The organism is Saccharibacillus sp. WB 17 (assembly GCF_008634075.2).
Classification (GTDB): Bacteria; Bacillota; Bacilli; order Paenibacillales; family Paenibacillaceae; genus Saccharibacillus; species Saccharibacillus brassicae.
Window position 1 is genome coordinate 30,326 of the sequence record NZ_VPFK02000022.1, and the last position, 22,794, is coordinate 53,119.

At 57.6% G+C, this 22,794-nt stretch carries 17 protein-coding genes; 15 read left to right on the forward strand and 2 right to left on the reverse strand.

Annotated elements, in window-relative coordinates; all coding sequences use genetic code 11:
- Window positions 1–162: 162 nt before the first annotated feature.
- The 12 genes from adhE (at window position 163) to FTE24_RS11475 (ending at window position 17,695) form a co-directional block, all read left to right on the forward strand.
- Window positions 163–2,778: a bifunctional acetaldehyde-CoA/alcohol dehydrogenase gene (gene adhE, locus FTE24_RS11420; protein ID WP_150229817.1), complete on the forward strand. Its 2,616-nt coding sequence runs from the start codon at window positions 163–165 to the stop codon at window positions 2,776–2,778.
- Window positions 2,779–3,158: 380 nt separating this feature from the next.
- The gene (gene pflB, locus FTE24_RS11425) at window positions 3,159–5,423 is read left to right on the forward strand and encodes a formate C-acetyltransferase (protein WP_150229815.1); all 2,265 of its coding nucleotides are present in this window, start codon (window positions 3,159–3,161) and stop codon (window positions 5,421–5,423) included.
- 134 nt (window positions 5,424–5,557) lie between these two features.
- Window positions 5,558–6,295 carry a pyruvate formate-lyase-activating protein gene (pflA, locus tag FTE24_RS11430; RefSeq protein ID WP_150229813.1) on the forward strand — a complete coding sequence of 246 codons (738 nt, stop codon included), beginning with the start codon at window positions 5,558–5,560 and terminating at the stop codon, window positions 6,293–6,295.
- 212 nt (window positions 6,296–6,507) lie between these two features.
- Window positions 6,508–8,919: a stalk domain-containing protein gene (locus tag FTE24_RS11435; protein WP_150229810.1), complete on the forward strand. Its 2,412-nt coding sequence runs from the start codon at window positions 6,508–6,510 to the stop codon at window positions 8,917–8,919.
- A gap of 232 nt (window positions 8,920–9,151) precedes the next feature.
- Complete coding sequence (locus tag FTE24_RS11440; protein WP_150229808.1) at window positions 9,152–9,616, forward strand: Fur family transcriptional regulator; 465 nt, start codon at window positions 9,152–9,154, stop codon at window positions 9,614–9,616.
- The gene (gene yidD / locus FTE24_RS11445) at window positions 9,613–9,906 is read left to right on the forward strand and encodes a membrane protein insertion efficiency factor YidD (protein WP_150229806.1); all 294 of its coding nucleotides are present in this window, start codon (window positions 9,613–9,615) and stop codon (window positions 9,904–9,906) included. Before FTE24_RS11440 ends, yidD begins: the two co-directional genes overlap by 4 nt.
- Window positions 9,907–10,302: 396 nt before the next feature.
- On the forward strand, window positions 10,303–12,324 hold the full coding sequence (gene metG / locus FTE24_RS11450) for a methionine--tRNA ligase (protein WP_150229804.1): 2,022 nt from the start codon (window positions 10,303–10,305) through the stop codon (window positions 12,322–12,324).
- 209 nt (window positions 12,325–12,533) lie between these two features.
- Complete coding sequence (locus tag FTE24_RS11455) at window positions 12,534–13,550, forward strand: metal ABC transporter solute-binding protein, Zn/Mn family (protein WP_150229802.1); 1,017 nt, start codon at window positions 12,534–12,536, stop codon at window positions 13,548–13,550.
- Window positions 13,551–13,650: 100 nt separating this feature from the next.
- The gene (locus FTE24_RS11460) at window positions 13,651–14,421 is read left to right on the forward strand and encodes a metal ABC transporter ATP-binding protein (protein ID WP_141446002.1); all 771 of its coding nucleotides are present in this window, start codon (window positions 13,651–13,653) and stop codon (window positions 14,419–14,421) included.
- Between the two features lie 18 nt (window positions 14,422–14,439).
- Entirely contained in the window at window positions 14,440–15,243 is an 804-nt protein-coding gene (locus FTE24_RS11465) for a metal ABC transporter permease (protein ID WP_141446001.1), read from the forward strand.
- A gap of 191 nt (window positions 15,244–15,434) precedes the next feature.
- A complete protein-coding gene (mntR, locus tag FTE24_RS11470) occupies window positions 15,435–15,860 on the forward strand; it encodes a transcriptional regulator MntR (protein ID WP_141446000.1) in 426 nt (141 codons plus the stop codon).
- Window positions 15,861–16,108: 248 nt separating this feature from the next.
- On the forward strand, window positions 16,109–17,695 hold the full coding sequence (locus tag FTE24_RS11475) for a family 10 glycosylhydrolase (RefSeq protein ID WP_150229800.1): 1,587 nt from the start codon (window positions 16,109–16,111) through the stop codon (window positions 17,693–17,695).
- A gap of 97 nt (window positions 17,696–17,792) precedes the next feature.
- Here FTE24_RS11475 and FTE24_RS11480 read toward each other — a convergent pair whose 3' ends face one another.
- On the reverse strand, window positions 17,793–18,185 hold the full coding sequence (locus tag FTE24_RS11480) for a DUF2207 domain-containing protein (protein ID WP_141445998.1): 393 nt from the start codon (window positions 18,183–18,185) through the stop codon (window positions 17,793–17,795).
- 6 nt (window positions 18,186–18,191) lie between these two features.
- Window positions 18,192–19,193, reverse strand: a complete 1,002-nt coding sequence (locus tag FTE24_RS11485) for a DUF1385 domain-containing protein (protein ID WP_141445997.1) — start codon at window positions 19,191–19,193, stop codon at window positions 18,192–18,194.
- A 299-nt stretch (window positions 19,194–19,492) separates the two neighbouring features.
- Between FTE24_RS11485 and FTE24_RS11490 the strand changes: the two genes are divergently transcribed.
- From FTE24_RS11490 to FTE24_RS11500, 3 genes are all read left to right on the forward strand, one after another.
- The gene (locus FTE24_RS11490) at window positions 19,493–20,563 is read left to right on the forward strand and encodes a M24 family metallopeptidase (protein ID WP_141445996.1); all 1,071 of its coding nucleotides are present in this window, start codon (window positions 19,493–19,495) and stop codon (window positions 20,561–20,563) included.
- A gap of 52 nt (window positions 20,564–20,615) precedes the next feature.
- A complete protein-coding gene (gene efp / locus FTE24_RS11495; RefSeq protein ID WP_141445995.1) occupies window positions 20,616–21,173 on the forward strand; it encodes an elongation factor P in 558 nt (185 codons plus the stop codon).
- Between the two features lie 330 nt (window positions 21,174–21,503).
- On the forward strand, window positions 21,504–22,757 hold the full coding sequence (locus FTE24_RS11500) for an aspartate kinase (protein WP_150229798.1): 1,254 nt from the start codon (window positions 21,504–21,506) through the stop codon (window positions 22,755–22,757).
- The last annotated feature ends 37 nt before the right edge of the window (window positions 22,758–22,794 follow it).

Sequence of the window (22,794 nt, forward strand, 5' to 3'; positions counted from 1 at the left end):
AAAAAGCGGAAAACGGTCATTAATGAGGGAAAAATGCTCGCTGCAACTTAGAAAGAAACGCCGTTTATTTTGTGAAAAATTTCACTTCCCAAACCAAAACCGCTATGCTATGATCGGTCACGTAGAGAAAACAACGCAAACATCTTGAGGAGGATGAGGGAAATGGCAGTGAAAAATGAAGCCGCCCGTACTGTTGAACCAACCGCCGAGCAGGACATTCAGAAGCTGATCGACAACGCGAGAAAAGCGCAGGAAGCTTTCATGCAAATGGATCAGGCTCAAATCGATACCGTCGTGCAAGCGATGGCCCTGGCCGGCCTGGACAAGCACATGTATCTCGCAAAGATCGCGATCGAAGAAACGAAGCGCGGCGTGTACGAAGACAAGATTACGAAAAATCTCTTCGCTACCGAGTACATCTACCACAGTATCAAAAATGATAAAACGGTAGGCGTGATCGAAGACAACGAGTATGACAGCTTCCAGAAAATCGCGGAGCCGGTCGGCATCGTGATGGGGATCACGCCGGTCACGAACCCGACCTCCACAACGATGTTCAAAGCGCTGATTTCCATAAAGACACGTAACCCCATTATATTCGGATTCCACCCTTCCGCGCAATACTGCAGTTCGGAAGCGGCCCGAATCCTGCAGGAAGCGGCGGTCCAAGCCGGCGCTCCGGAAGGCTGTATCCAATGGATCGACAAGCCTTCGATGGACAAGACGAACATTCTGATGAACCACCCCGACGTGGCGCTGATTCTGGCGACCGGCGGCGGCGCGATGGTCCGCGCAGCTTACAGCTGCGGCAAGCCGGCGCTCGGCGTAGGTCCCGGCAACGTGCCGGCCTTCATTGAGAAGACGGCCGATATCGACCAGGCCGTTACCGACCTGATCTTGTCCAAATCGTTCGATAACGGCATGATCTGCGCTTCCGAGCAGGCGGTCATCATCGAAGAACCGATCTACGATCGCGTCAAAAAGAAAATGATCGCAAACGGCTGTTACTTCCTGAGCAAAGACGAAATCGCCAAACTGACGCCAAGCGCGATGAACGTGGACAAATGCGCGGTCAACCCGGCTATCGTCGGACAATCGGCCGTGAAGATCGCGGAAATGGCCGGTATCACCGTTCCGGCGACGACGAAGATCCTCGTGGCCGAAATCGAAGGCGTCGGCACCAAGTTCCCGCTGTCGGCCGAGAAATTGAGCCCGGTTCTGGCCTGCTACAGAGTCAAAACGGCGGACGAAGGCATCGCACGCGCCGCGGAAGTCGTGGAATTCGGCGGTATGGGCCACTCTTCGGCGATCCACTCCAACGACGACGCCGTCATCCAGCGCTTCGCGAACCGTCTGCAAACCGGCCGCATCATCGTCAATTCGCCTTCGACGCACGGCGCGATCGGCGACATCTACAACACGAACCTGCCTTCGCTGACGCTCGGCTGCGGCTCGTACGGCCGCAACTCGACTTCTTCCAACGTAACCGCAGTGAACCTGATCAACGTGAAAAGGGTGGCGCGTCGTACCGTGAATATGCAGTGGTTTAAAGTGCCGGACAAAATTTACTTCGAGAAAAACGCAACGCAGTACCTGGCCAAAATGCCGGACATTACCCGCGTCGCGATCGTTACCGACCCGATGATGGTCCAGCTCGGCTACGTCGAAAGAGTGCAGCATTACTTGCGCCAGCGCCAAACGCCGGTCGCGATCGAAGTGTTCTCCGAAGTGGAGCCCGATCCGTCGACGACGACCGTTGAACGCGGCCGCGCCATGATGGAACGGTTCCAGCCGGACTGCATCATCGCGCTGGGCGGCGGTTCGCCGATGGATGCCGCCAAAGGCATGTGGTTGTTCTACGAATATCCGGATACCGACTTCAACAACCTCAAGCAGAAATTTATGGATATCCGCAAACGGATCTACAAATACCCGCGTCTGGGCAAAAAAGCGAAATTCGTCGCGATTCCGACGACTTCGGGTACGGGTTCGGAAGTGACGTCGTTTGCGGTCATTACCGATAAAGAGAACGGCAATACGAAATATCCGCTGGCCGATTACGAACTGACGCCGGACGTGGCGATCGTCGATCCGGAATTTGTCTACTCGCTGCCCAAAGTGGCGGTAGCCGATACGGGCATGGACGTGCTGACGCACGCCATCGAAGCTTACGTGTCGGTCATGGCGAGCGACTACACGGACGGCCTCGCGATCAAAGCGATCCAGCTCGTGTTCGCCAACCTGGAGAAATCCGCGCTGACCGGCGACAAGCTGGCCCGCGAGAAAATGCACAACGCTTCGACGCTCGCCGGTATGGCGTTCGCCAACGCGTTCCTGGGCATCAACCACAGTCTGGCGCACAAATGGGGCGGGGAATACCATACGGCCCACGGCCGCACCAACGCGATCCTGATGCCGCACGTTATTCGCTACAATGCCAAAAAACCGACGAAGTTCGCTTCGTTCCCGAAATATTCGCACTTTATCGCCGACGAACGGTATGCGGAAATCGCCTGCATTCTGGGGCTGCCGGCCAAAACGACGGAAGAAGGCGTGAAGAGTCTGATCAACGCGATCCGCGATCTGAACCGCAAACTGGGCGTACCCGAGACGTTCCAGGAACTCGGCTTCGACGCGAAGCAGTTCGAGAGCCGCGTCGACTACCTGGCCGACCGCGCGTTCGAAGATCAATGCACGACAGCCAACCCTAAAATGCCGCTGGTGACGGAACTTGCCGACGTGTACCGCGACGCTTTCTACGGCCGCTTCGAAGAATAAGCAGATCCAAGCCAGAACGACTGGAACGGCGCTCCCGCGAGGGGGCGTCGTTTTTTTTTGCTTGCTTGCAATCTTTGAAAAGCAGTCAAAAATTGCGGTGTTATTCAGAAAACGACGTTAAAAGTGATAAAGATCATAAAAAAGAGTCGGTTCTGTGAGAAATGTCACAGTATCTATAGATCAGGGCGCGCATAATAAAGGCATAGAAGGTCCCCCAACGCATCGAGAGGGAAACCCAAACCGGAACGACGTTCTCTTTCGATGAATGTGATAAATTTCACCTTGTCAACGCTGCTGTCGGCAATCAGGGATCGACGGCGGGACGCGGAAGGCTTGGCACCGCGATCCCGGCCAAATACACATAAAACGGAGGTAATCACATGTCGGTTATCGAAAAAGAAATCACGGGCGCGAATTCGGAAGCATGGAGAGGGTTCAAAGCGGGCAAATGGACGAACCACGTGGACACCAAAAACTTTATCGACGAAAACGTAACGCCTTACACCGGTAACGAAAAGTTCCTGGCGGGGCCTACGGCGAACACGAACGATCTGTGGCAGATCGTATCCAAGCTGTCCAAGGAAGAACGGGAAAGAGGCGGCGTCTGGGACGTGGACGTCAACACGCCGGGATCGATCGTGTCGCACGGACCGGGCTACCTCGACCAGGCCAAAGAACAGATCGTCGGCGTACAGACGGACGAGCCGTTCAAACGGGCTATTCAGCCTTACGGCGGTATCCGCATGGTCATCGACGCGTGCAAAGCGTACGGGTTCGAAGTGCCGGATTCCATCGTCGAGACCTTTACGAATATTCGCAAAACGCATAACCAGGGCGTATTCGACGCCTACACGCCGGAGATCCGGGCTGCGCGCAAATCCGGCATCGTGACCGGCCTGCCGGACGCTTACGGCCGCGGCCGCATCATCGGCGATTATCGCCGCGTCGCGCTGTACGGCGTAGACTTCCTGATGAAGCAAAAACAGCGGGAGCATAACGAAACGGTCGGCGAAGGCATGGACGAGAACACGATCCGCCTGCGCGAAGAAATTTCCGAGCAGTACCGCGCGCTGGGCGAATTGAAAAAAATGGCCCAACTGCACGGCATGGATATCTCCAAACCGGCCGTCAATGCCAAAGAAGCGTTCCAATGGGTCTACTTCGGCTACCTCGCGGCGGTCAAAGAACAAAACGGCGCGGCGATGTCGCTCGGACGCGTCTCTTCCTTCCTGGACGTCTACATCCAGCGCGATCTGGCCGAAGGCACACTGACCGAAGAAACGGCGCAGGAACTCGTCGACCACTTCGTCATGAAACTGCGGATCGTCAAATTCCTGCGCACGCCGGATTACAACGAACTGTTCAGCGGCGACCCAACCTGGGTAACGGAATCGATCGGCGGTATGGCGGTAGACGGCACGACCCGCGTCACGAAGAGCAGCTTCCGCTTCCTGCACACGCTGTACAATCTGGGACCCGCACCGGAGCCGAACCTGACGGTTCTGTGGTCGGAGCAGCTTCCGGAAGGCTTCAAGAAATACTGCGCCAAAGTCTCGATCGAGACGAGCTCTATCCAGTACGAGAATGACGACCTGATGCGTCCGATCTACGGCGACGACTACGGTATCGCCTGCTGCGTATCCGCGATGCGGATCGGCAAGCAAATGCAGTTCTTCGGCGCACGCGCCAATCTGGCCAAAACGCTGCTGTACGCGATCAACGGCGGCAAAGACGAGAAATCCGGCGAGCAGATCGGACCGGAATATCCGGCGATCACGTCCGAGTACCTCGACTACGACGAAGTCATGAAACGGTACGTGCCGATGATGGAATGGCTGTCCAAAGTGTATCTGGACGCGCTGAACATCATCCATTACATGCACGATAAATACAGCTACGAACGGATCGAAATGGCGCTGCACGACCGCGACATCCTGCGCACGATGGCATGCGGCATCGCCGGCCTGTCCGTCACCGCCGATTCCCTGAGCGCGATCAAGCACGCCAAAGTCAAACCGATCCGCAACGAGCAGGGCATCGCGATCGACTTCGAAATCGAAGGCGAATACCCTTGCTATGGCAACAACGACGACCGCGTCGACCAAATCGCCGTGCAGCTCGTCGAGAAATTCATGGGCATGATCCGCCAGCACAAAACGTACCGCGATTCGGTGCCGACCCAATCCGTGCTGACGATCACGTCGAACGTCGTCTACGGCAAAAAAACCGGCACGACGCCGGACGGCCGCAAAGCGGGCGAACCGTTCGCTCCGGGCGCAAACCCGATGCATGGCCGCGACAAAAAAGGCGCGCTCGCTTCGCTCAGTTCCGTCGCCAAACTGCCGTACGAAGAAAGCCTCGACGGCATCTCGAACACGTTCTCGATCGTGCCCAAAGCGCTCGGCAAAGAAGAAGAGACCCGCAAATCGAATCTGGTCGCGATGCTTGACGGATACTTCGGCAGCCATGCCCATCACCTGAACGTCAACGTGTTCGACCGCGAACAGCTGATGGACGCGATGGACCATCCGGAAAATTATCCGCAGCTGACGATCCGCGTATCGGGTTACGCGGTCAACTTCATCAAGCTGACCCGCGAACAGCAGATGGACGTCATCAACCGCACGTTCCACTCGAATATGTAAACCGGCCGGAACCGACAAGCCGGCAGAGCCGAAGCGCAAGCCGTTCGCCGGACCGGATACCTGTTCCTTCATAAGATCTTATAGACGGCGCTCGCTACAGGGGAGCGCCGTTCTCCTTGAAAGGGTGAAAACGAATGAGTCACACAGGACGCATACACTCGCTGGAAACCTTCGGGACGGTAGACGGCCCGGGCATACGCTTCGTATTATTTTTGCAGGGATGCCTCATGAAGTGCCAATACTGCCATAACCCCGATACGTGGAATTTCGACGGCGGCCGGGAAATGACCGTGGACGAAGTGCTGGCCGAAATCAAGCCTTACCTGAATTATTATCGGTCTTCGGGCGGCGGACTGACCATTTCGGGCGGAGAACCGACGCTGCAGGCCGCTTTCGTGGCTGAAATTTTCCGCGAAGTGAAACAACGCTGGGGACTGCACACGACGCTCGACAGCAACGGATTCAACAATCCCGACAAAATTCAATATTTGATGGACGTGACCGATCTCGTGCTGCTGGACATCAAGCATATCGACAATGACAAACATAAAGTGCTGACCGGCGTAAGCAACGAACAGACGCTGCGCACGGCGAAATGGCTGTCCGATCACGGCAAAAAAACGTGGATTCGCCACGTCTTCGTTCCGGGCATCCACGACGACGAGCACAATCTGCGCGACCTCGGACGTTTTATCGGGACGCTGCAGGGCGTCGAGAAATTCGAAATTCTGCCGTACCATCAGATGGGCATTTATAAATGGAAGGAACTCGGCCGGGAATACCCGCTCGAAGGCGTCGATTCGCCGACGGACGAACAGGTGCAGCGGGCCTACGCCCTCATCCAAGAAGGCCGGCGCATGCAGACCGTATAACGCTTTTGCAGGCGGAAGACCCGAATTTGAATCGTTTGATTTTTACCGAAAACGTATGTAAATGTTAGCATGATGTTAAAGCGGCGGCTCTTCCCGACAACGGAAGGCCGCTTTTTTTTAATGATTTGCAGAAACTTTTACAAAATGCCCGCGTCTAATAGTATGTGCTTAGCGAGAGAAGGACCAAATTCAGCTATAAAGGGAGTCGTAGAATGAATCTCAAGAAAATCACGATCATCGCTTTGCTTGTTGTCGTGCAGACGGCAGCGATGCTGCCCGCAGCATCGGCCCAATCCGCATCGCAGGGCGAAACGCCGATCGTTGTGCAGGGCCAGACCGCACAACCGGAACAATCGGCACAACAATTTACCAAAAAATTGGCCGCGCCTACGCAAAATCCGGCAGGCCAGACCGATTCGCAAACGGCGAATCCTATAAATTCGGTACCGGCACCGAACGCGCAGCCTGCGCAGAACGAACCGGCAGTCCTGGCAGCGGTCGAAGGCCAGACCGATCCGACGCTCACGCCGCCGACGGACCAGCCGCCGACCGACGAGAACGGCACCGTGGAAGGGCAGACCGATCCGACGCTTACGCCGTCTTCGATTCCGCCGACCACGCCGAGCGCGACGCCGACCCCAACCAAGCCGGTTCCGACCAAACCGACCGTGCCGACCGTACCGGAGATTCCGGCGATCGATCCGGCCATTACGCTCGGAACGGACAAGCTCATTCTGACTATCAACGGCGACAAAATGTACCAGAACGGCGAAATGTATACGGCTGCACAGCCGATGGTCGCCAAAAACGGCGTCTCGTACATCGCGGTTCGCTCGTTCGTTAATCGTGTAGGACTGAAAGTTACATACGATGCGAAAACGAAAGAAACGGTCATCACCAAAGGCGCCGACGAGCTGCGCTTCAAGCTCGACAAAGACGTGTATACGGTTAACGGCGTGCCGACCAAAATGAAAGGCACTTCGTTCCAGCAAAAAAACACGTTCATGGTGCCGCTGACGTCGATCACGCAGGCGCTCGGCATTCCGTACAAAATCGATTACAAGACCAAAACGATCACGCTGGCGATTTCTTCGAAACCGACGGCTTCGTTCACGGTCGAACCGCAAAAGATCATCGCGGGCCAGACGACGGTCACGTACAACACCAAATCCGAATCGCCTAGCGGATACCAGATCGTGGACGAGCGTTGGGAAGGCCGCCAGGACGTGTTTACCGATCCGGGCGTCTACACGATTACGTACTCCGTTCAGGATTCCGCCGGACAATGGAGCGATCCGTATACCCAGACGGTGACGGTCGAAGCACCGAACGTGCCGCCGGTCGCGCAGTTCACGACCGACAAGGATACGTACCGTATGGGCGAGCCGGTCACTTACAGCGACCAGAGCTACGATCCCGACGGCAATCTGCCGGAAGCGAACAGCCGTGTGTGGGAAAATCAAAAAGGCGCTTATTTCACTCCGGGACCGCAAAGCATCACGCTGACGGTAACGGACGCAGACGGCGCGACGAACACGATCTCCAAAACGATCACGATCACGGACGAAATTTTGTACACGCAAGACGAGTACAACGCCCTGTTCGTTCCGATCGGCAGCAAGTTCCTGTTTGACGGCGGCAGCGTTCCGTCGATGCGCAAAGTCGAGCGCTTCAACACGTCGGAAGACGTGACGCTGTACCGGAGCAACAGCCCGGAATCTGTATTCGGAACAGGCAAAATGTACGAAGATACGCTGTCGGGCAAAGTTCGCTTCATGATCCACCATGCGAACTATACCAAGCAGAAGGTGACGATGTACGTCGTGGCGACGAACAACAACCCGACGCCGACGACGATAACGACGCTTGACAGCGGCTTCGGCGGACCGAGTCCGTTCGCGACCGCGGCCGGCAAAGTGTCCGTGCAGCGGTATCATGAATCCGTGGCGGCCGGCAACAAGAGATCGTCGGTCACGCTTCAGCCGGGTGAAAGCAAAATCGTGCTGACCGAGCTGAACGCCATTCCGATGGCGGACAAAACGGTCATCTCCCTGATCGCGGACGTGGAATCCACGCAGCCGATCACGTACAGCACGCTCATGATCGATCCGAAGCTGGATCCTTACGAAGCGGCCAAGACGCTGACGACCGCTCCGCGCGACGGCGTCCACAACCGCGGCACGTATCCGCTGGCGACCAAAATCGTCGACGTCTACGAGCCGGTCGGCGGCACGACGCCGAGCAAGCTGATCATCGGCGACAACAACGACGATCCGAACCTCACCGGCACCGACGCGCCGAACAATACGCCGGAATCGAACGCCGGCAACTTCGGCGTTCTGTACAAAATCCACCTGGACAAAGTGGCGCCCAATACGCTGATCACGTTCAACGGTCGCGGCGGCAAATATGCCGGCTGGATTACCGTGAACGGGCAGCTCGTCGAATTGTCCGCGCAAAGCCTGGGCCTGGTCGGCTCCGCGCTGAACACGTCGAGCGAGACCGGCGTCGTGTACCGCACGGGCGCTTCGACCGAGAGTCTGGATCTCGAATTCACGCCGGCTCCGGGCAGCAACCTGGCCGTCAACCTGATCTTCTCGCCGCTGCCTGCGCGCAAGCAGTAACGGCCGAAAGCTTGACGGTTCCAAGCGGCACGTGCCGAGAACGACAAGTAAAAAGCACTGAAGCAAAGCCCGGTTTCCGATTTTTCGGAACCGGGCTTTGCGCCGTGTCGGGAGAAGCGCCGAGATTGACTCCGTACCGGTTTTGGGGCATTATTAATGCAGGGCATTACGAATAAAGCAGCGTATGCCGCACAGGAAAAAGCCGCTACAGGCAGGAGGCGAGGGTTCACCGATGCTTTCAATGGAACGCATTATCGAGATCATGGCGGAGCAGGGGCTTCGAATTACGGATCAGCGCAAGACGCTGGCCAAGTTGTTCGCCGAGGCGCCGGGTTATCTGTCCGCCAAAGACGTTTATGACTATATGGGACAAAAATACAAAGGGCTCAGCTTTGATACGGTCTACCGCAATCTGCGGGTGATGCAAGAGCTTGGCGTTCTGGAGCAGATCGTGTTCGAAGAAGGCGTGAAGTTCAAGCTGCACTGCAGCGAAGACCATCATCACCATCATATGATCTGTTTGCAGTGCGAGAAGACGTATCCGATCACGTTCTGCCCGATGCAGCTGACGGAATCGCCCGACGACTTCCAGGTAGTCAAGCACAAGTTCGAAGTGTTCGGCTACTGCAAGGACTGCCGCGAAGAAGCTTCGCTTGAACCGGCCCGGGCCGCGGCGGGGAAGCGTGAAGCGCGATGAAGATCGCCCGCCGGACGGTTCAGGGACCGATCCGTTTCTACCGCAAATTCATCTCTCCGCTGACGCCGCCAAGCTGCCGGTTCGTGCCGACCTGTTCGGCGTATGCGCTCGAAGCGATCGAGGTGCATGGCGCGGCGCGGGGAAGCTGGCTGGCCGCCAAACGGATCTCCAAGTGCCATCCGCTGCATGCGGGCGGTTACGATCCGGTGCCTCCCCGGCCGGAGCGTGATCTCCGGGTGCCGGCGCCGGAAAGCGAACAATCGAACGAAGTCCGCAGTACGCAGGCCTGAAGGCTTGACACTGCGGGCTTTTTTTCTGTATATTTTCTAATATCGTATATTATACGAATATACAATATGAAATCCGAAGAACGGATGAGTAGAAGGCGGAACCAGCAGCAGAGAACCGGGTCAGGCGCTGCAAACCGGTCTGGGAAACCCTTTGAAGATGGTCCGGGAGGAACTTTGCGCAAGCATTCGCGAGCGCAGAGCGTGTTCCAGCGTTAATGGACGGTCGAATGCGACCGGCAGAGCCTTCGATTCGCGAGAACGAAGGGAATGTGGGTGGTACCGCGCGAGCTTCCGGCTCTCGTCCCATTGATGGGGCGGGGGTCTTTTTGATGTCTTCCGCTCCGGCGCACGCGGCTTGCCGCGGCACAATTTACGAATCAGAGGAGAGAAGCGAGCATGACGAACAACAAAAGCTTTTACATTACGACGCCGATCTACTACCCGAGCGGCAAGCTGCATATCGGGCACACGTACACGACGGTAGCGGCCGACGCGATGTCGCGTTACAAGCGGCTGCGCGGCTACGACGTGCGTTTCCTGACGGGAACGGACGAGCACGGCCAGAAGATCGAGCAGAAAGCGGCGGAAGCCGGCCAGACGCCGCTCCAGTTCATCGACGGGATCGTCGACGGCATCCGCAGCCTGTGGGACAAGCTCGACATTTCGTACGACGATTTCATCCGCACGACCGAAGAGCGGCATATTACGGTCGTGCAGGAAATCTTCGAACGGCTGCTCAAGCAGGGCGATATCTACAAAGGCGAATACGAAGGCTGGTACAGCATTCCGGATGAGACGTATTACACGGAATCGCAGCTGGTCGACGTCGTGCGGGACGGGAACAACAAAGTGACCGCCGGCAAAAGCCCGGAAAGCGGCCATCCGGTCGAACTCGTCAAGGAAGAATGTTACTTTTTCAAAATGAGCAAGTACGCCGACCGTCTGCTGAGCTACTACGAGCAAAACCCGGAATTTATCCAGCCGGAATCGCGCAAAAACGAAATGGTCAACAACTTCATCAAGCCGGGGCTTGAAGATCTGGCCGTCTCGCGGACGACGTTCAAATGGGGCGTACCGGTCAAAAGCGATCCGAAGCATGTCGTCTACGTCTGGATCGACGCGCTGTCGAACTATATTACGGCGCTCGGCTACGGATCGAAAGATCCGGCGCTGTTCGAGAAGTTCTGGCCGGCGGACGTGCATCTGGTCGGCAAAGACATTCTGCGCTTCCATACGATCTACTGGCCGATCATGCTGATGGCGCTTGATCTGCCGCTGCCGAAAAAAGTGTTCGGCCACGGTTGGTTCCTGACGCGCGAAGGCAAAATGTCCAAGTCCAAAGGCAACGTGATCGATCCGGTGAAGCTGATCGACCGCTACGGCCTGGACGCGCTGCGCTACTACGTCCTGCGCGAAGTGCCGTTCGGTTCGGACGGACAGTTCACGCCGGAAAGCTTCGTCGAGCGGATCAACTCGGATCTTGCGAACGATCTCGGCAATTTGCTGAACCGGACTGTCGCCATGGTCGACAAATACGTCGGCGGCCAGGTGCCGGAATACCGCGGGCAGGTGACGCCGTTCGACGCGACGCTTGAAGAAGCGGCCGTGGCGGCCGTGGACAAGGTCGAACAGGCGATGGACGGCATGGAATTCTCTGTCGCGCTGACCGCGATCAGCCAATTCGTCAGCCGGACGAACAAATACATCGACGAGACGCAGCCGTGGGTCATCGCCAAGGACGAGAGCCGCGCAGGCGAACTGGAATCGGTCATGCTGCACCTGATCGAGAGCCTGCGGATCGCGTCGCTGCTGCTGCAGCCGTTCCTGACGCGCGCGCCCAAGCTGATCTGGACGCAGCTCGGCATCGCGGGCGACGAAGCCGCCGCGTGGAGAAGCTGGGATTCGCTGCGCACGTTCAGCGTCATCGCGGCAGGCACGAAGCTGCAAAAAGGCGATCCGATCTTCCCGCGTCTTGACGCGGAAGTCGAAGTGGCGAGCATCGTCGAAGCGATGAGCGGCGGCAAACCGGCCGCCGCCGCGGCGCCGGAACAAGCCAAGCCGGCTTCCGAGCCGGTCGAAGCGCCCGAGGCCAAAGAAGAAATCGGCATCGAAGATTTCGGCAAAGTCGAGCTGCGCGTCGCGCAGGTCATCGCCTGCGAACCGGTCAAAAAAGCCGACAAGCTGCTGAAGCTTCAGCTCGATCTCGGCTTCGAGCAGCGCCAGGTCGTCTCCGGCATCGCCAAGTTCTACACGCCGGAAGAGCTGATCGGACGCAAAGTGATCTGCGTGACCAATCTCAAGCCGGTGAAGCTGCGCGGCGAAGAGTCCCGCGGCATGATTCTGGCCGCTTCGCACGGCGATCAGCTGACGCTTGCGACCGTGCCGGATTCGATGCCGAACGGTGCGCTCGTCAAGTAATCCCGCTTATTACGGCCCTACCTCGGGCCGTCCGGACCGGAATTCTCCAAGCTGGAGAATTCCGGTTTTTTGTCGTTTTCTTTTCCAGGCCTATCGGGCGAAAAAAGTTGACAACCGCATACCGGACTCCTATAATCGGTAAGGTTACGATTTAATCGAAAATGTCTATCCAGATCCGCATTATATTCAGACGAAACGGAGTGTTTTCCATGCTGACCCCCAATCGATCCGCCGGACGGCTCATGCTCGTGCTGGCTTTGTCCGCGCTGCTTGTCTTGTCCGCCTGCGGACGCAATACGTCGGGAACGACGATCGTCGACGACAAAGTGAACGTCGTCACGACGTTCTATCCGATCTACGAATTTGCCGCCGAGATCGGCGGCGAAGACGCCAACGTCATCAACCTGCTGCCGACCGGCGTGGAACCGCACGACTGGACCCCGCGCGGCCAGGATATCGTCAATACGTCCAAAGCGCAGCTGTTCCTCTATAACGGAGCCGGCCTGGAAGGCTGGGTGCCCGATTTCCTCAAAGGGCTCGATTCCGGCACGCAGGTCAAAGCCGTCGAAGTGAGCCAGGGCGTCGAACTGATCACGACAGCCGAAGACGACGGGCATAACCACGGTGCCGCGGAAGACGAACATGCGCACGAAGGCGAAGCACATGCGGAAGACGAACACGCCGAAGCGTCGGCCGATGCCAAGCATATCGATCCGCACACCTGGGTCAGCCCCAAATCGGCGCTGATCATGGCCGGCAATATTCGCGATGAATTGGTCGCGGCCGATCCGGCGCACACAGCCGGCTACGAACAGCGGTACACCGGACTTGCGGACAAGCTGAAGCAGCTCGACGCCGACTTTACGGAGAAGCTGTCCGCCGTGCCGAACAAGGAGATCGTCGTCTCGCACCAGGCGTTCGGTTACCTGGCCCGCGATTACGGTCTGTCGCAGCACGCGATCATGGGCTTGTCGCCGGACGCCGAGCCGCGCGCGCAGGATATGCTGAACCTGGCCAATATGGTCAAGGAAGAAGGCATCCGCTACATTTTCTTCGAAGAACTCGTGTCCGACCGTCTGGCGAAGACGCTGGCCGGCGAAGCGGGCGTGGAGACGCTCGTGTTGAACCCGGTCGAAGGGCTGACGCAGGATCAGGCGAAGAACGGCGACGACTATTTCAGCCTGATGCAAAACAATTTGCAAAATCTGCTGCTCGCCTTACAATAAAAAGAGGTACACTATAGAAGAGAAGTTGATAGAATAGAACTCGGTAGAATAGAACTTGATAAAATAGCAACGAAGCGTTTATCCGAAAGGAGGGATTGCCATGTCCGCCATTCCGGCATTGGACTGCCATCAGCCGATGATCGAGCTGCGCGACGTGTCTTTTTCCTACAAAGACCAGCATGTGCTCAAAGAGTTGAGTTTCAGCGTGAAGGAGCGCGACTTCGTGGGGATCGTCGGTTCCAACGGAGCCGGCAAAACGACGCTGCTCAAAATGCTCGTCGGCTTGATGCCGCCGACAAGCGGCGAGATCCGCATGTTCGGCGAGCCGATCCGCCGGTTCCGCGACTGGGAACGGATCGGCTACGTGCCGCAGAAAAACGCGCTCAATATGCTGTTTCCGGCAACGGTGCGCGAAGTGGTCACGTCCGGCTTGTACACGAACAAGAATCTGTTCCGCCGTCTGACCCGCGAAGCCAAAGCGAAGCTTGACGACGCGCTGCAGGTTATGCGGATCGAGGACATCGCCGACAAACGGATCGGGCGGTTGTCGGGCGGCCAGCAGCAGCGTGTGTTTCTGGCGCGGGCGATGATCAACCAGCCGGACCTGCTCGTGCTCGACGAGCCGACGGTCGGGATCGACGCCGAGACGCAGGACGGATTTTTCGAATTGATCCGCCATATGCACCAGCATCACAACATCACGTTCCTGATGGTCTCGCACGACATCGACCGGCTGGAAGATTATTTGGGCAAGGAACCGCGGCAGCAGAACGGCAAAATCAAGTTTTTCGTGCGCCATTCGCACGATGATCTGGACTGCGCCGGGACGGACCTGCAGCATTCGCTGCCGCTCGTCCATTCCGCGGAATGAACGTAAGGAGACGGTAACTTGGAAATTTTATTCAGCGACTTTTTTCAACGCGCACTGCTCGGCGGGCTGTTGATCGGATTGACGGCGCCGCTGATCGGCATCTTTCTCGTGCTGCGGCGGTTGTCGATGATCGGCGACACGCTGGCGCATGTGACGATCGCGGGCGTGGCGCTCGGCTTCCTGATCAACGTGTATCCGCTCGTCGTCGGCCTCGTCTTCGCGGTGATCTCGTCTTTCGGGATCGAGAAGCTGCGCAGAGCCTACAAAGGCTATGCCGAATTGTCGATCGCGGTCATCATGTCGGGCGGGGTCGCGATGGCGTCGTTCCTGTTCACGCTGGGACAGGGCTATAACACCGACGTCACCAGCTATTTGTTCGGCAGCATCTATACGCTCGGACGCACCGATCTGTATCTGGTGGGCGGAGTCACGGCGATCGTCGTGGCCGTCGTCGTTATTTTCTACAAAGAGCTGTTCCTGCTGACGTTCGAGGAAGACGCGGCGGCGGTCAGCGGACTTCCGGTCAAGCTGCTCAACATGCTCATTACCGTGCTTGCGGCGCTCGTCATCAGCACGGCGATCAAGATTGTGGGCGCGCTGCTCGTCTCGGCGCTGCTGACCATTCCGGTCGCGTGCAGCCTGTTTTTGGCCAAAAGTTTCCGCATGTCCATCCTGCTGTCCGTCGTTGTGGCCGAGATCGCGGTTATCGCCGGATTGGTCATCGCGGGCATCTGGAACTTCGCGCCCGGAGCGACGATCGTACTGCTGCTCATTTTGATGCTGCTGCTGACGCTGGTCGCCCGAAGAGGATATACCGTCTGACGGATATCCTCTTTTTTTATGTCGTAAACTTGCCAATGGACCGCGAATAAAGGTATCATGGTAAGAGCTGTTTTTGGCGGACCGTGTACGTATTCGGCCTTCCGCCGACAGAACGGGACGTCCGTTTATCGGCGTCATTAACGAGGAAGACCGCGCGCCGGGCTTCTAAGTCGAGGAAAAGAGGGAAGCGGATGCCAACGCCCAGTATGGAAGATTATTTGGAGCGCATCTACCAGTTGATCGACGAAAAAGGCTATGCCCGGGTATCGGACATCGCCGAAGGGCTTGAGGTTCATCCTTCTTCGGTCACCAAAATGATTCAAAAGCTCGACAAAGACGAATATCTGGTCTACGAAAAATATCGCGGCCTCATTCTGACGAGCAAAGGCAAAAAAATCGGCAAGCGATTGGTGGACCGCCATCAGCTGCTTGAAGAATTTTTGCGTTTGATCGGCGTGGAAGAAAGCCGCATTTATCAGGACGTCGAAGGTATCGAGCATCATCTGAGTTGGGATTCGATCACGCGGATCGAGTCGCTGGTCGAATATTTCGGCCGCGATCCGAAGCGGCTCGAAGAACTCAAGGTCGTTCAGGACGAAGGAACGAGCGAATTCTAAAGAAGGCGTCTGTGGCCCCGGCACACAGATGCCTTTTTGTTTGCGCCGGCAGGGCCTCCGGGCAAGTTCCCAAAGTTTTCTTGGCGCGCCAGCGCTACAATCGGGCGGTGCGGCGCGTATAACGGTTAGCAGGATACGGGAGGTGTGAAACAAAGTCGGCGGTTTGCCCGTCAAAGAGCAGGGAGCAAACCCCGGTACGCGAAGCAAGCGGCCGGACGAAATCAATGGAAATGAGGGAAGATGCACAAATGAAATGGCGTCAAGGATTAATGGTACTGTTGGCAGTGATGCTGCTGCTCCCGGCAGGGGGCGGATTCGGAGGAAGCCGGGCTCACGCGGCTTCCGTCATCTCGATCGTTCTCGACGGACAACGGATTCAAGGAGACGTCGATCCTTATATCGTGTCGAATACGACGCTCGTGCCGATGCGGCTCGTCAGCGAAAATCTCGGCGCGCAGATTCAATGGTCGCAAAGCGACAAGGTCGTCACGATCAATCAGGGCGGCACGCTGCTGTCGATCCCGCTCGGCGCGAAAACGGCGTTTGTCAACGGCAATTCCGTTGAACTAGAAGCTCCGGTGACGAGCCTGGGCGGCCGGATCGTGGTTCCGCTGCGCTTCGTCGGCCAGGGACTCGGACTGAACGTCAACTGGAATCAGGCGACGCAGACGATCACGCTGACGACGCCGGACGGTCCGGTCGGCGTGCCCGTACCCGGCGTGCCGGACAACCAGGGCAATCTGACCGCGCTGCGCGGCGCCTGGGTCGCGACCGTATCGAGTCTCGACTGGCCGTCGTCCAAAACCGCGGCGACGCAAAAAACGCAGTTCTCCGCCATGCTGGACCAACTGCAGGAGACCGGCATCAACGCCGTCTTCGTGCAGGTACGCCCGAGCGCGGACGCGCTGTACAAATCGTCGCTCGTGCCGTGGTCGAACGTCCTGACCGGCACGGCCGGCAAAGACCCGGGCTACGATCCGCTGTCGTTCATGATCGAAGAAGCGCATAAGCGCGGCATGGAATTCCATGCCTGGTTCAATCCGTTCCGCGCCAGCACGGGCACGTCGACGTCGAACCTGGCTTCGAACCACGTCGCCAAAGCGCATCCGGATTGGATCGTCAATTTCGACGGCAAACTGTATATCAACCCGGGCATTCCCGCCGCGCGCCAATCCGTCATCGACGACGTGATGGAAGTCGTGAACAACTACGATATCGACGGCGTGCATCTGGACGATTATTTCTATCCGTACGGCGAATCGTCCGCCAAGAAATTCGGCGACGACGGCACGTACAGCCTGTACAATACCGCCGCCTACAAAAACAAAGGCGACTGGCGCCGTGCGAATATCAACAGCTTCGTGCAGACGCTGGGACAGTCGATCCACGCCGCCAAAGCGGACGTGCGCTACGGGGTCAGCCCGTTCGGCGTATGGCGCAACGGTTCGAGCGATCCGCTCGGCTCCTCCACGCGCGCAGGTGTTACGGCGTACGATTCGACGTACGCGGACGCGCGCACCTGGATCAAAAACGAATGGGTCGATTATGTCGTACCGCAGATCTATTGGAGCAACGTCAACACCGCCGCCAATTACAAAACGCTTGTCGATTGGTGGGCCGATACGGTCGACGGTACCGACGTCGATCTGTATATCGGCGAAGCCGCCTACAAAGTCGGCACGTCCGAAGCCGGTTGGAGCAGCGCTTCAGAGCTGGCCGACCATTTGGCCTACACGATCGGCCGCAAAAACGTCGACGGCAATATCTTTTTCCGCGCCCAGCATCTGCTGTCGGGCAAAGTGAAAAGCACGCTGCAGCAGTATTGGGCCAACTGAGCCGAACGGCACGTCGATACGCCAAAAAAGCACGATAAAAAAGAGAGAGCGGAAAGTCCGCTCTCTCTTTTTGGTGCTCCGGCATCTCGCAGAGCTTTTAGTGAAACTTCGGAATATCGTCTTCGTCTTTGCCTTTGCGGCCTTCGATCACCTGAAACGGATAGTTTTTCCGCTTTTTCGGATTTTTCGCCGGCAAGGCCGGCGCTTTGCCCGGGCGGGCAGGCGCGGCCTTCGCCGAACCGGAAGACGACATGCGCGCCATCTTCTCCTGCGTGCGGGCCGAAGGTTTGATCTTCGGCTGTCTGCCGCCGCCTGTCGAGCGGAATCCGCCGGGGCGGCGCGAATTCGGAAGGAAGAAGTACAGCAGGGCGACTACCGCGATGATGACGATCGGAATCAACCATGTAATGGACGGATTCATCAAGATTTGAACGATGCCAAGCGCGGCAAGCGCGAGAATCACGAAGCCGGCGGCTCCCGGTTTTTTCATAAGGCATCAACCCTCCAGCGGATCGAGTATGGCGTCCGGCACCGAAGCGGGGGCGCCTTGTTTGGCATAGACGGCATCGAGTTCGCGCATCCGGTTGAACGACGCGATCGACACTTCAACCTGCTCGTCGGTCGGTTCTTTGGTCGTCAGCAGCTGCAGCCACAGTCCCGGGTAACCGAGATAGCGGAGCACCGGTACGTCGCGCAGCGCGTTCGTAAACTTCAGGAATTCGAACGACACGCCCATGACGACCGGCAGCAGCAGCAGGCGCTGAACGACGCGCTCGGCGAGGGAATCCCAGGTGAACAGGGAGTAGATCAGAACGCCGATGATGACCGTCAGCATGATGAAGCTGCTGCCGCATCGGTAATGGAGCCGGGTATACTTTTGCACGTTTTCCGGAGTCAGCTCTTCGCCGGCTTCGAACGCGCTGATGACTTTGTGCTCGGCTCCGTGATATTGGAACAGCCGTTTGACGATCGGCGTGAGCGAGATCAGGTACAGATACAGCAGCAGCAGGATCAGCTTGATGCCGCCTTCCGTCAGGTTGTGGTAGATTTGATGTTCGAACGCGCCTTTGAACAGAAATTGTTCGACGAAGACCGGGACGAGCGTGAAGACGACTTTGCCGACGATAAAAGAAAGGATTGCCGCGGCCGTCACGCCGATGATGGCGCCGAGTCCGAGTTTGGCTTCGCCTTTTTTGTTCTTCGCTTTCAATTCTTCGCGTTCTTCGGGCGTCATCTCGTCGTCAGCGTAGGCGTCGAACGAATAGTTGAGATGCTTGGAGCCTTTGACGCTGGAATCGATCAGGCTGACGAGTCCGCGCAGCAGCGGGATTTTGCGCAGCGAGCGCACCCAGCCTTTTTCTTCGCGGGGCACTTCGAGGAAAGTGATCTCCCCGCTCTTGCGGCGTACCGCGGTGACGTTCACGTGCCTGCCGCCGAACATGACTCCTTCGATTACGGCTTGTCCGCCGTAGGCGACGGGAGCGGATTTTTCAGACAAAACCTTCACCTTCCTAAACGTTTTAAAATACCCCGTGGGGCGTATGGTCCGCGTCGGGCCGCAAACGGCCCGACCTGCCGGCACGAGCGAGAAGCGAAGCCGGGCCGGAGACATTTCTTTTCATTGTATCGGATTTTATCCGTAAATACCAGCGAACAGGCGGCTTCGCCGCCAAGCGGGCCCGTGCCGGAAAAGGCTTCTCAGAGGGGGTACGCATATGATAGAATGTACTGTGGTAATTTCGCTTGAAGCTCTGGAAAATACGAACTGAATAGGTTCACCGGGAAAGAGGAGAAAATATGCAGCAGCGTGTAAGCAAATTGCGCGAAGCGATGTCCGCCCAGGGCGTCGGCGCGATGTTTGTAGCCAGTGACATTAATCGTCGTTACCTGACCGGATTCACGGGTTCCGCCGGATACGTGTTGATTACCGAAACGGACAGTTATTTGCTGACCGATTTCCGTTATATGACGCAGGCGCCGCAGCAGGCCCAGGGTTTTGACGTGGTCGAGCATGCGCCGAAGGTGATGGAAACGGTTAAAGAATTGTTGGGGGCCGCGACCAAACTCGGTTTCGAGCAGGAACATGTCACATTTGCGACGTACCAAAACTACCGGGAAGCGCTTGAAGGCGTCGAACTCGTGCCGGTGTCGGGTCTTGTGGAAGGCCTGCGCATCTTCAAGGACGAGGGCGAGCTTGCCATCATGCGCGAAGCGGCGGCGTTGGCCGACCGGACTTTCAGTCATATTCTGACGAAGATCCGCGCGGGCGTTACCGAGCGCGAGCTTGATTTGCAGATGGAAATGTTCATGCGCGAAAACGGGGCGACGTCTTCGTCGTTCGACACGATCGTCGCTTCGGGCGAACGGTCGGCGCTTCCGCACGGCGTGGCCAGCTCGCGCGTGCTGCAGGGCAACGAATTCATCACGTTCGATTTCGGCGCCCTGCTCAACGGGTACTGTTCCGACGTGACCCGTACCGTCGTGCTCGGCGAAGCGAGCGACCGGCACCGCGAGGTGTATAACATCGTGCTCGAAGCGCAGTTGAACGCGCTCGACAAGATTCGTCCGGGCATGACCGGCCGCGAAGCGGACGCGCTCACCCGCGACATCATCTCGTCGTACGGTTACGGCGACAACTACGGCCACAGCACGGGCCACGGCCTCGGCATGGAAGTGCACGAGAGCCCGCGCCTGTCGAAGCTCAGCGACGATATCCTCAAGCCGGGCATGGTCGTGACGGTGGAGCCGGGCATTTATATTCCGGGCTTCGGCGGCGTACGGATCGAAGACGATATCGTGATTACCGAAACGGGAATCGAGATTATCACTTCTTCGACCAAAGATCTTCTCCTTCTGCCTCTGGCATAAGGCAATCCAGAATCGGCATCAACCAGGCAACCATTCCAAGGAGGAATCCTCTATGATCTCAGTTAACGATTTTAAAACAGGCCTGACCGTCGAAGTCGACGGCGACATCTTCACCGTAATCGAATTCCAGCACGTCAAACCGGGCAAAGGCGCGGCATTCGTACGCTCCAAGCTCAAAAACCTGCGCAACGGCAACACCGTTGAGCGCACGTTCCGCGCCGGCGAGTCGATCGGCCGCGCGCAGATCGAAAACCGCGGCGTGCAGTACCTGTACGCAAGCGCGCAGGATCACACGTTCATGGACAACGAGACGTACGACCAGTTCACGTTGACCAGCGACCAGCTCGAATGGGAACTCAAATTCCTGCGCGAGAACATGAACGTGCACATCATCAGCTACAAAGGCGAAATTCTCGGCATCAACCTGCCGACGAGCGTCGAGCTCAAAGTCGTCGAAACGGAGCCGGGCATCAAAGGCAACACGGCGACGGGCGCTTCCAAAAGCGCGAAGCTCGAAACGGGCCACAGCGTTCAGGTGCCGTTGTTCATCAACGAAGGCGACGTGCTGCTGATCGATACGCGCGAAGGCAAATACATTTCCCGCGCGTAGTCTTTCGATCTTGGGCGACGACCGGCGACGGCGTTCGTTTTGGATGACGTTCGCTTTTGACGATATTCGTTTTTGACGATATTGACTCTTTCTCGGCCGCAAGCTTCCGCTTGCCGTCCGCCTGCTCTCCGCCCGCTTTGCGGCGCGGAGAGTTTTTTTTATGCAGGTTATACATAGGAACGACCGGAAAATACAAACAATTTGCAGAAAAAACAATGGAAGCGCGAAGCGGTTTCGTATTATACTCATTTAAAGCGATAAAATAGACCGGAGCGGTCCTCGCACGGACGTACAAGCAGCTCCGGAAATACGCGGGGGAGTGAACACGTTTTGTCATTATTCGTCATGAAATTCGGCGGCAGTTCCGTCGGCGATACCGAGCGTATGCAGCGGGTCGCCAAGCGGGTCGCCGAGAAAAAAGAAGAAGGACACGGCTGCGTCGTCGTGGTATCCGCGATGGGCGACACGACCGACGACCTGATCGATACGGCCAAGCGGCTGAGCGACAACCTGCCGGCCCGGGAGATGGACATGCTGATGACGACGGGAGAGCAGATCTCGATGTCGCTGCTGTCGATCGCCATTCAGGCCATCGGCCACGAAGCGGTCTCGTTTACCGGCTGGCAGGCGGGCTTCGAGACGGAAGCCAACCACGGCAGCGCCCGGATTACGAACATTCGTCCGGATCGGGTACTGAAAGCGCTCGAAGACGGCAAAATCGTTATCGTCGCCGGCTTCCAGGGCATGAGCGAAGACGGCGAGATTACGACGCTCGGACGCGGAGGCTCCGATACGACCGCCGTGGCGCTGGCCGCGGCGATCCGGGCCGACGCCTGCGAGATTTACACGGACGTCGACGGCATCTATTCGACCGATCCGCGGATCGTCAAATGCGCGCGCAAGCTGCCTTCGATTTCGTACGACGAGATGCTGGAACTCGCGAATCTCGGCGCGGCGGTGCTGCATCCCCGCGCCGTGGAATACGCCAAGCACAACAGCGTCCGCCTGATCGTCCGTTCGAGTTTTAATTATAATGAAGGAACCGTGGTGGAGGAGGAGTCGAGCATGGAACAGGGAGTGGTAGTAAGCGGGATCGCTTACGATAAAAACGTGGCGCGGATCAGCATTTTGGGCGTATCCGACGTGCCGGGCGTGCTGGCCGGATTGTTCGGGGCGCTGGCGGCGGAGCGCGTGGACGTCGACATCATCGTGCAGAGCGGGTCGCAGGGCGGCACGGCCGACTTCTCGTTCACGGTAAACGGCTCCGAAGTGGAGCGGGCGCTTCAGGTCATCGAAAGCACGCGAGGCAAAGTGCCTTACCGCGAATTGACTTCCGAGACGGAACTTGTCAAAGTGTCGATCGTCGGCGCCGGCATGGTCAGCCATCCGGGCGTGGCCGCGGAAATGTTCCGGGTCATCTCGGATCAGGGCGTCAGCATCAAAATGGTCAGCACGTCGGAGATCAAAGTCTCCTGCGTGATCGAAGGCGAGAAAGTCAAAGACATCATCGCGGCGCTGCATACGGCCTATAACCTGGATGCCCAGGAACAGGCTTTTGTGGGCGGTCCGCAGGACCGGCGTTAATTCGGCCGATGATAGCGTTTCACCGGCATTTTGCGGG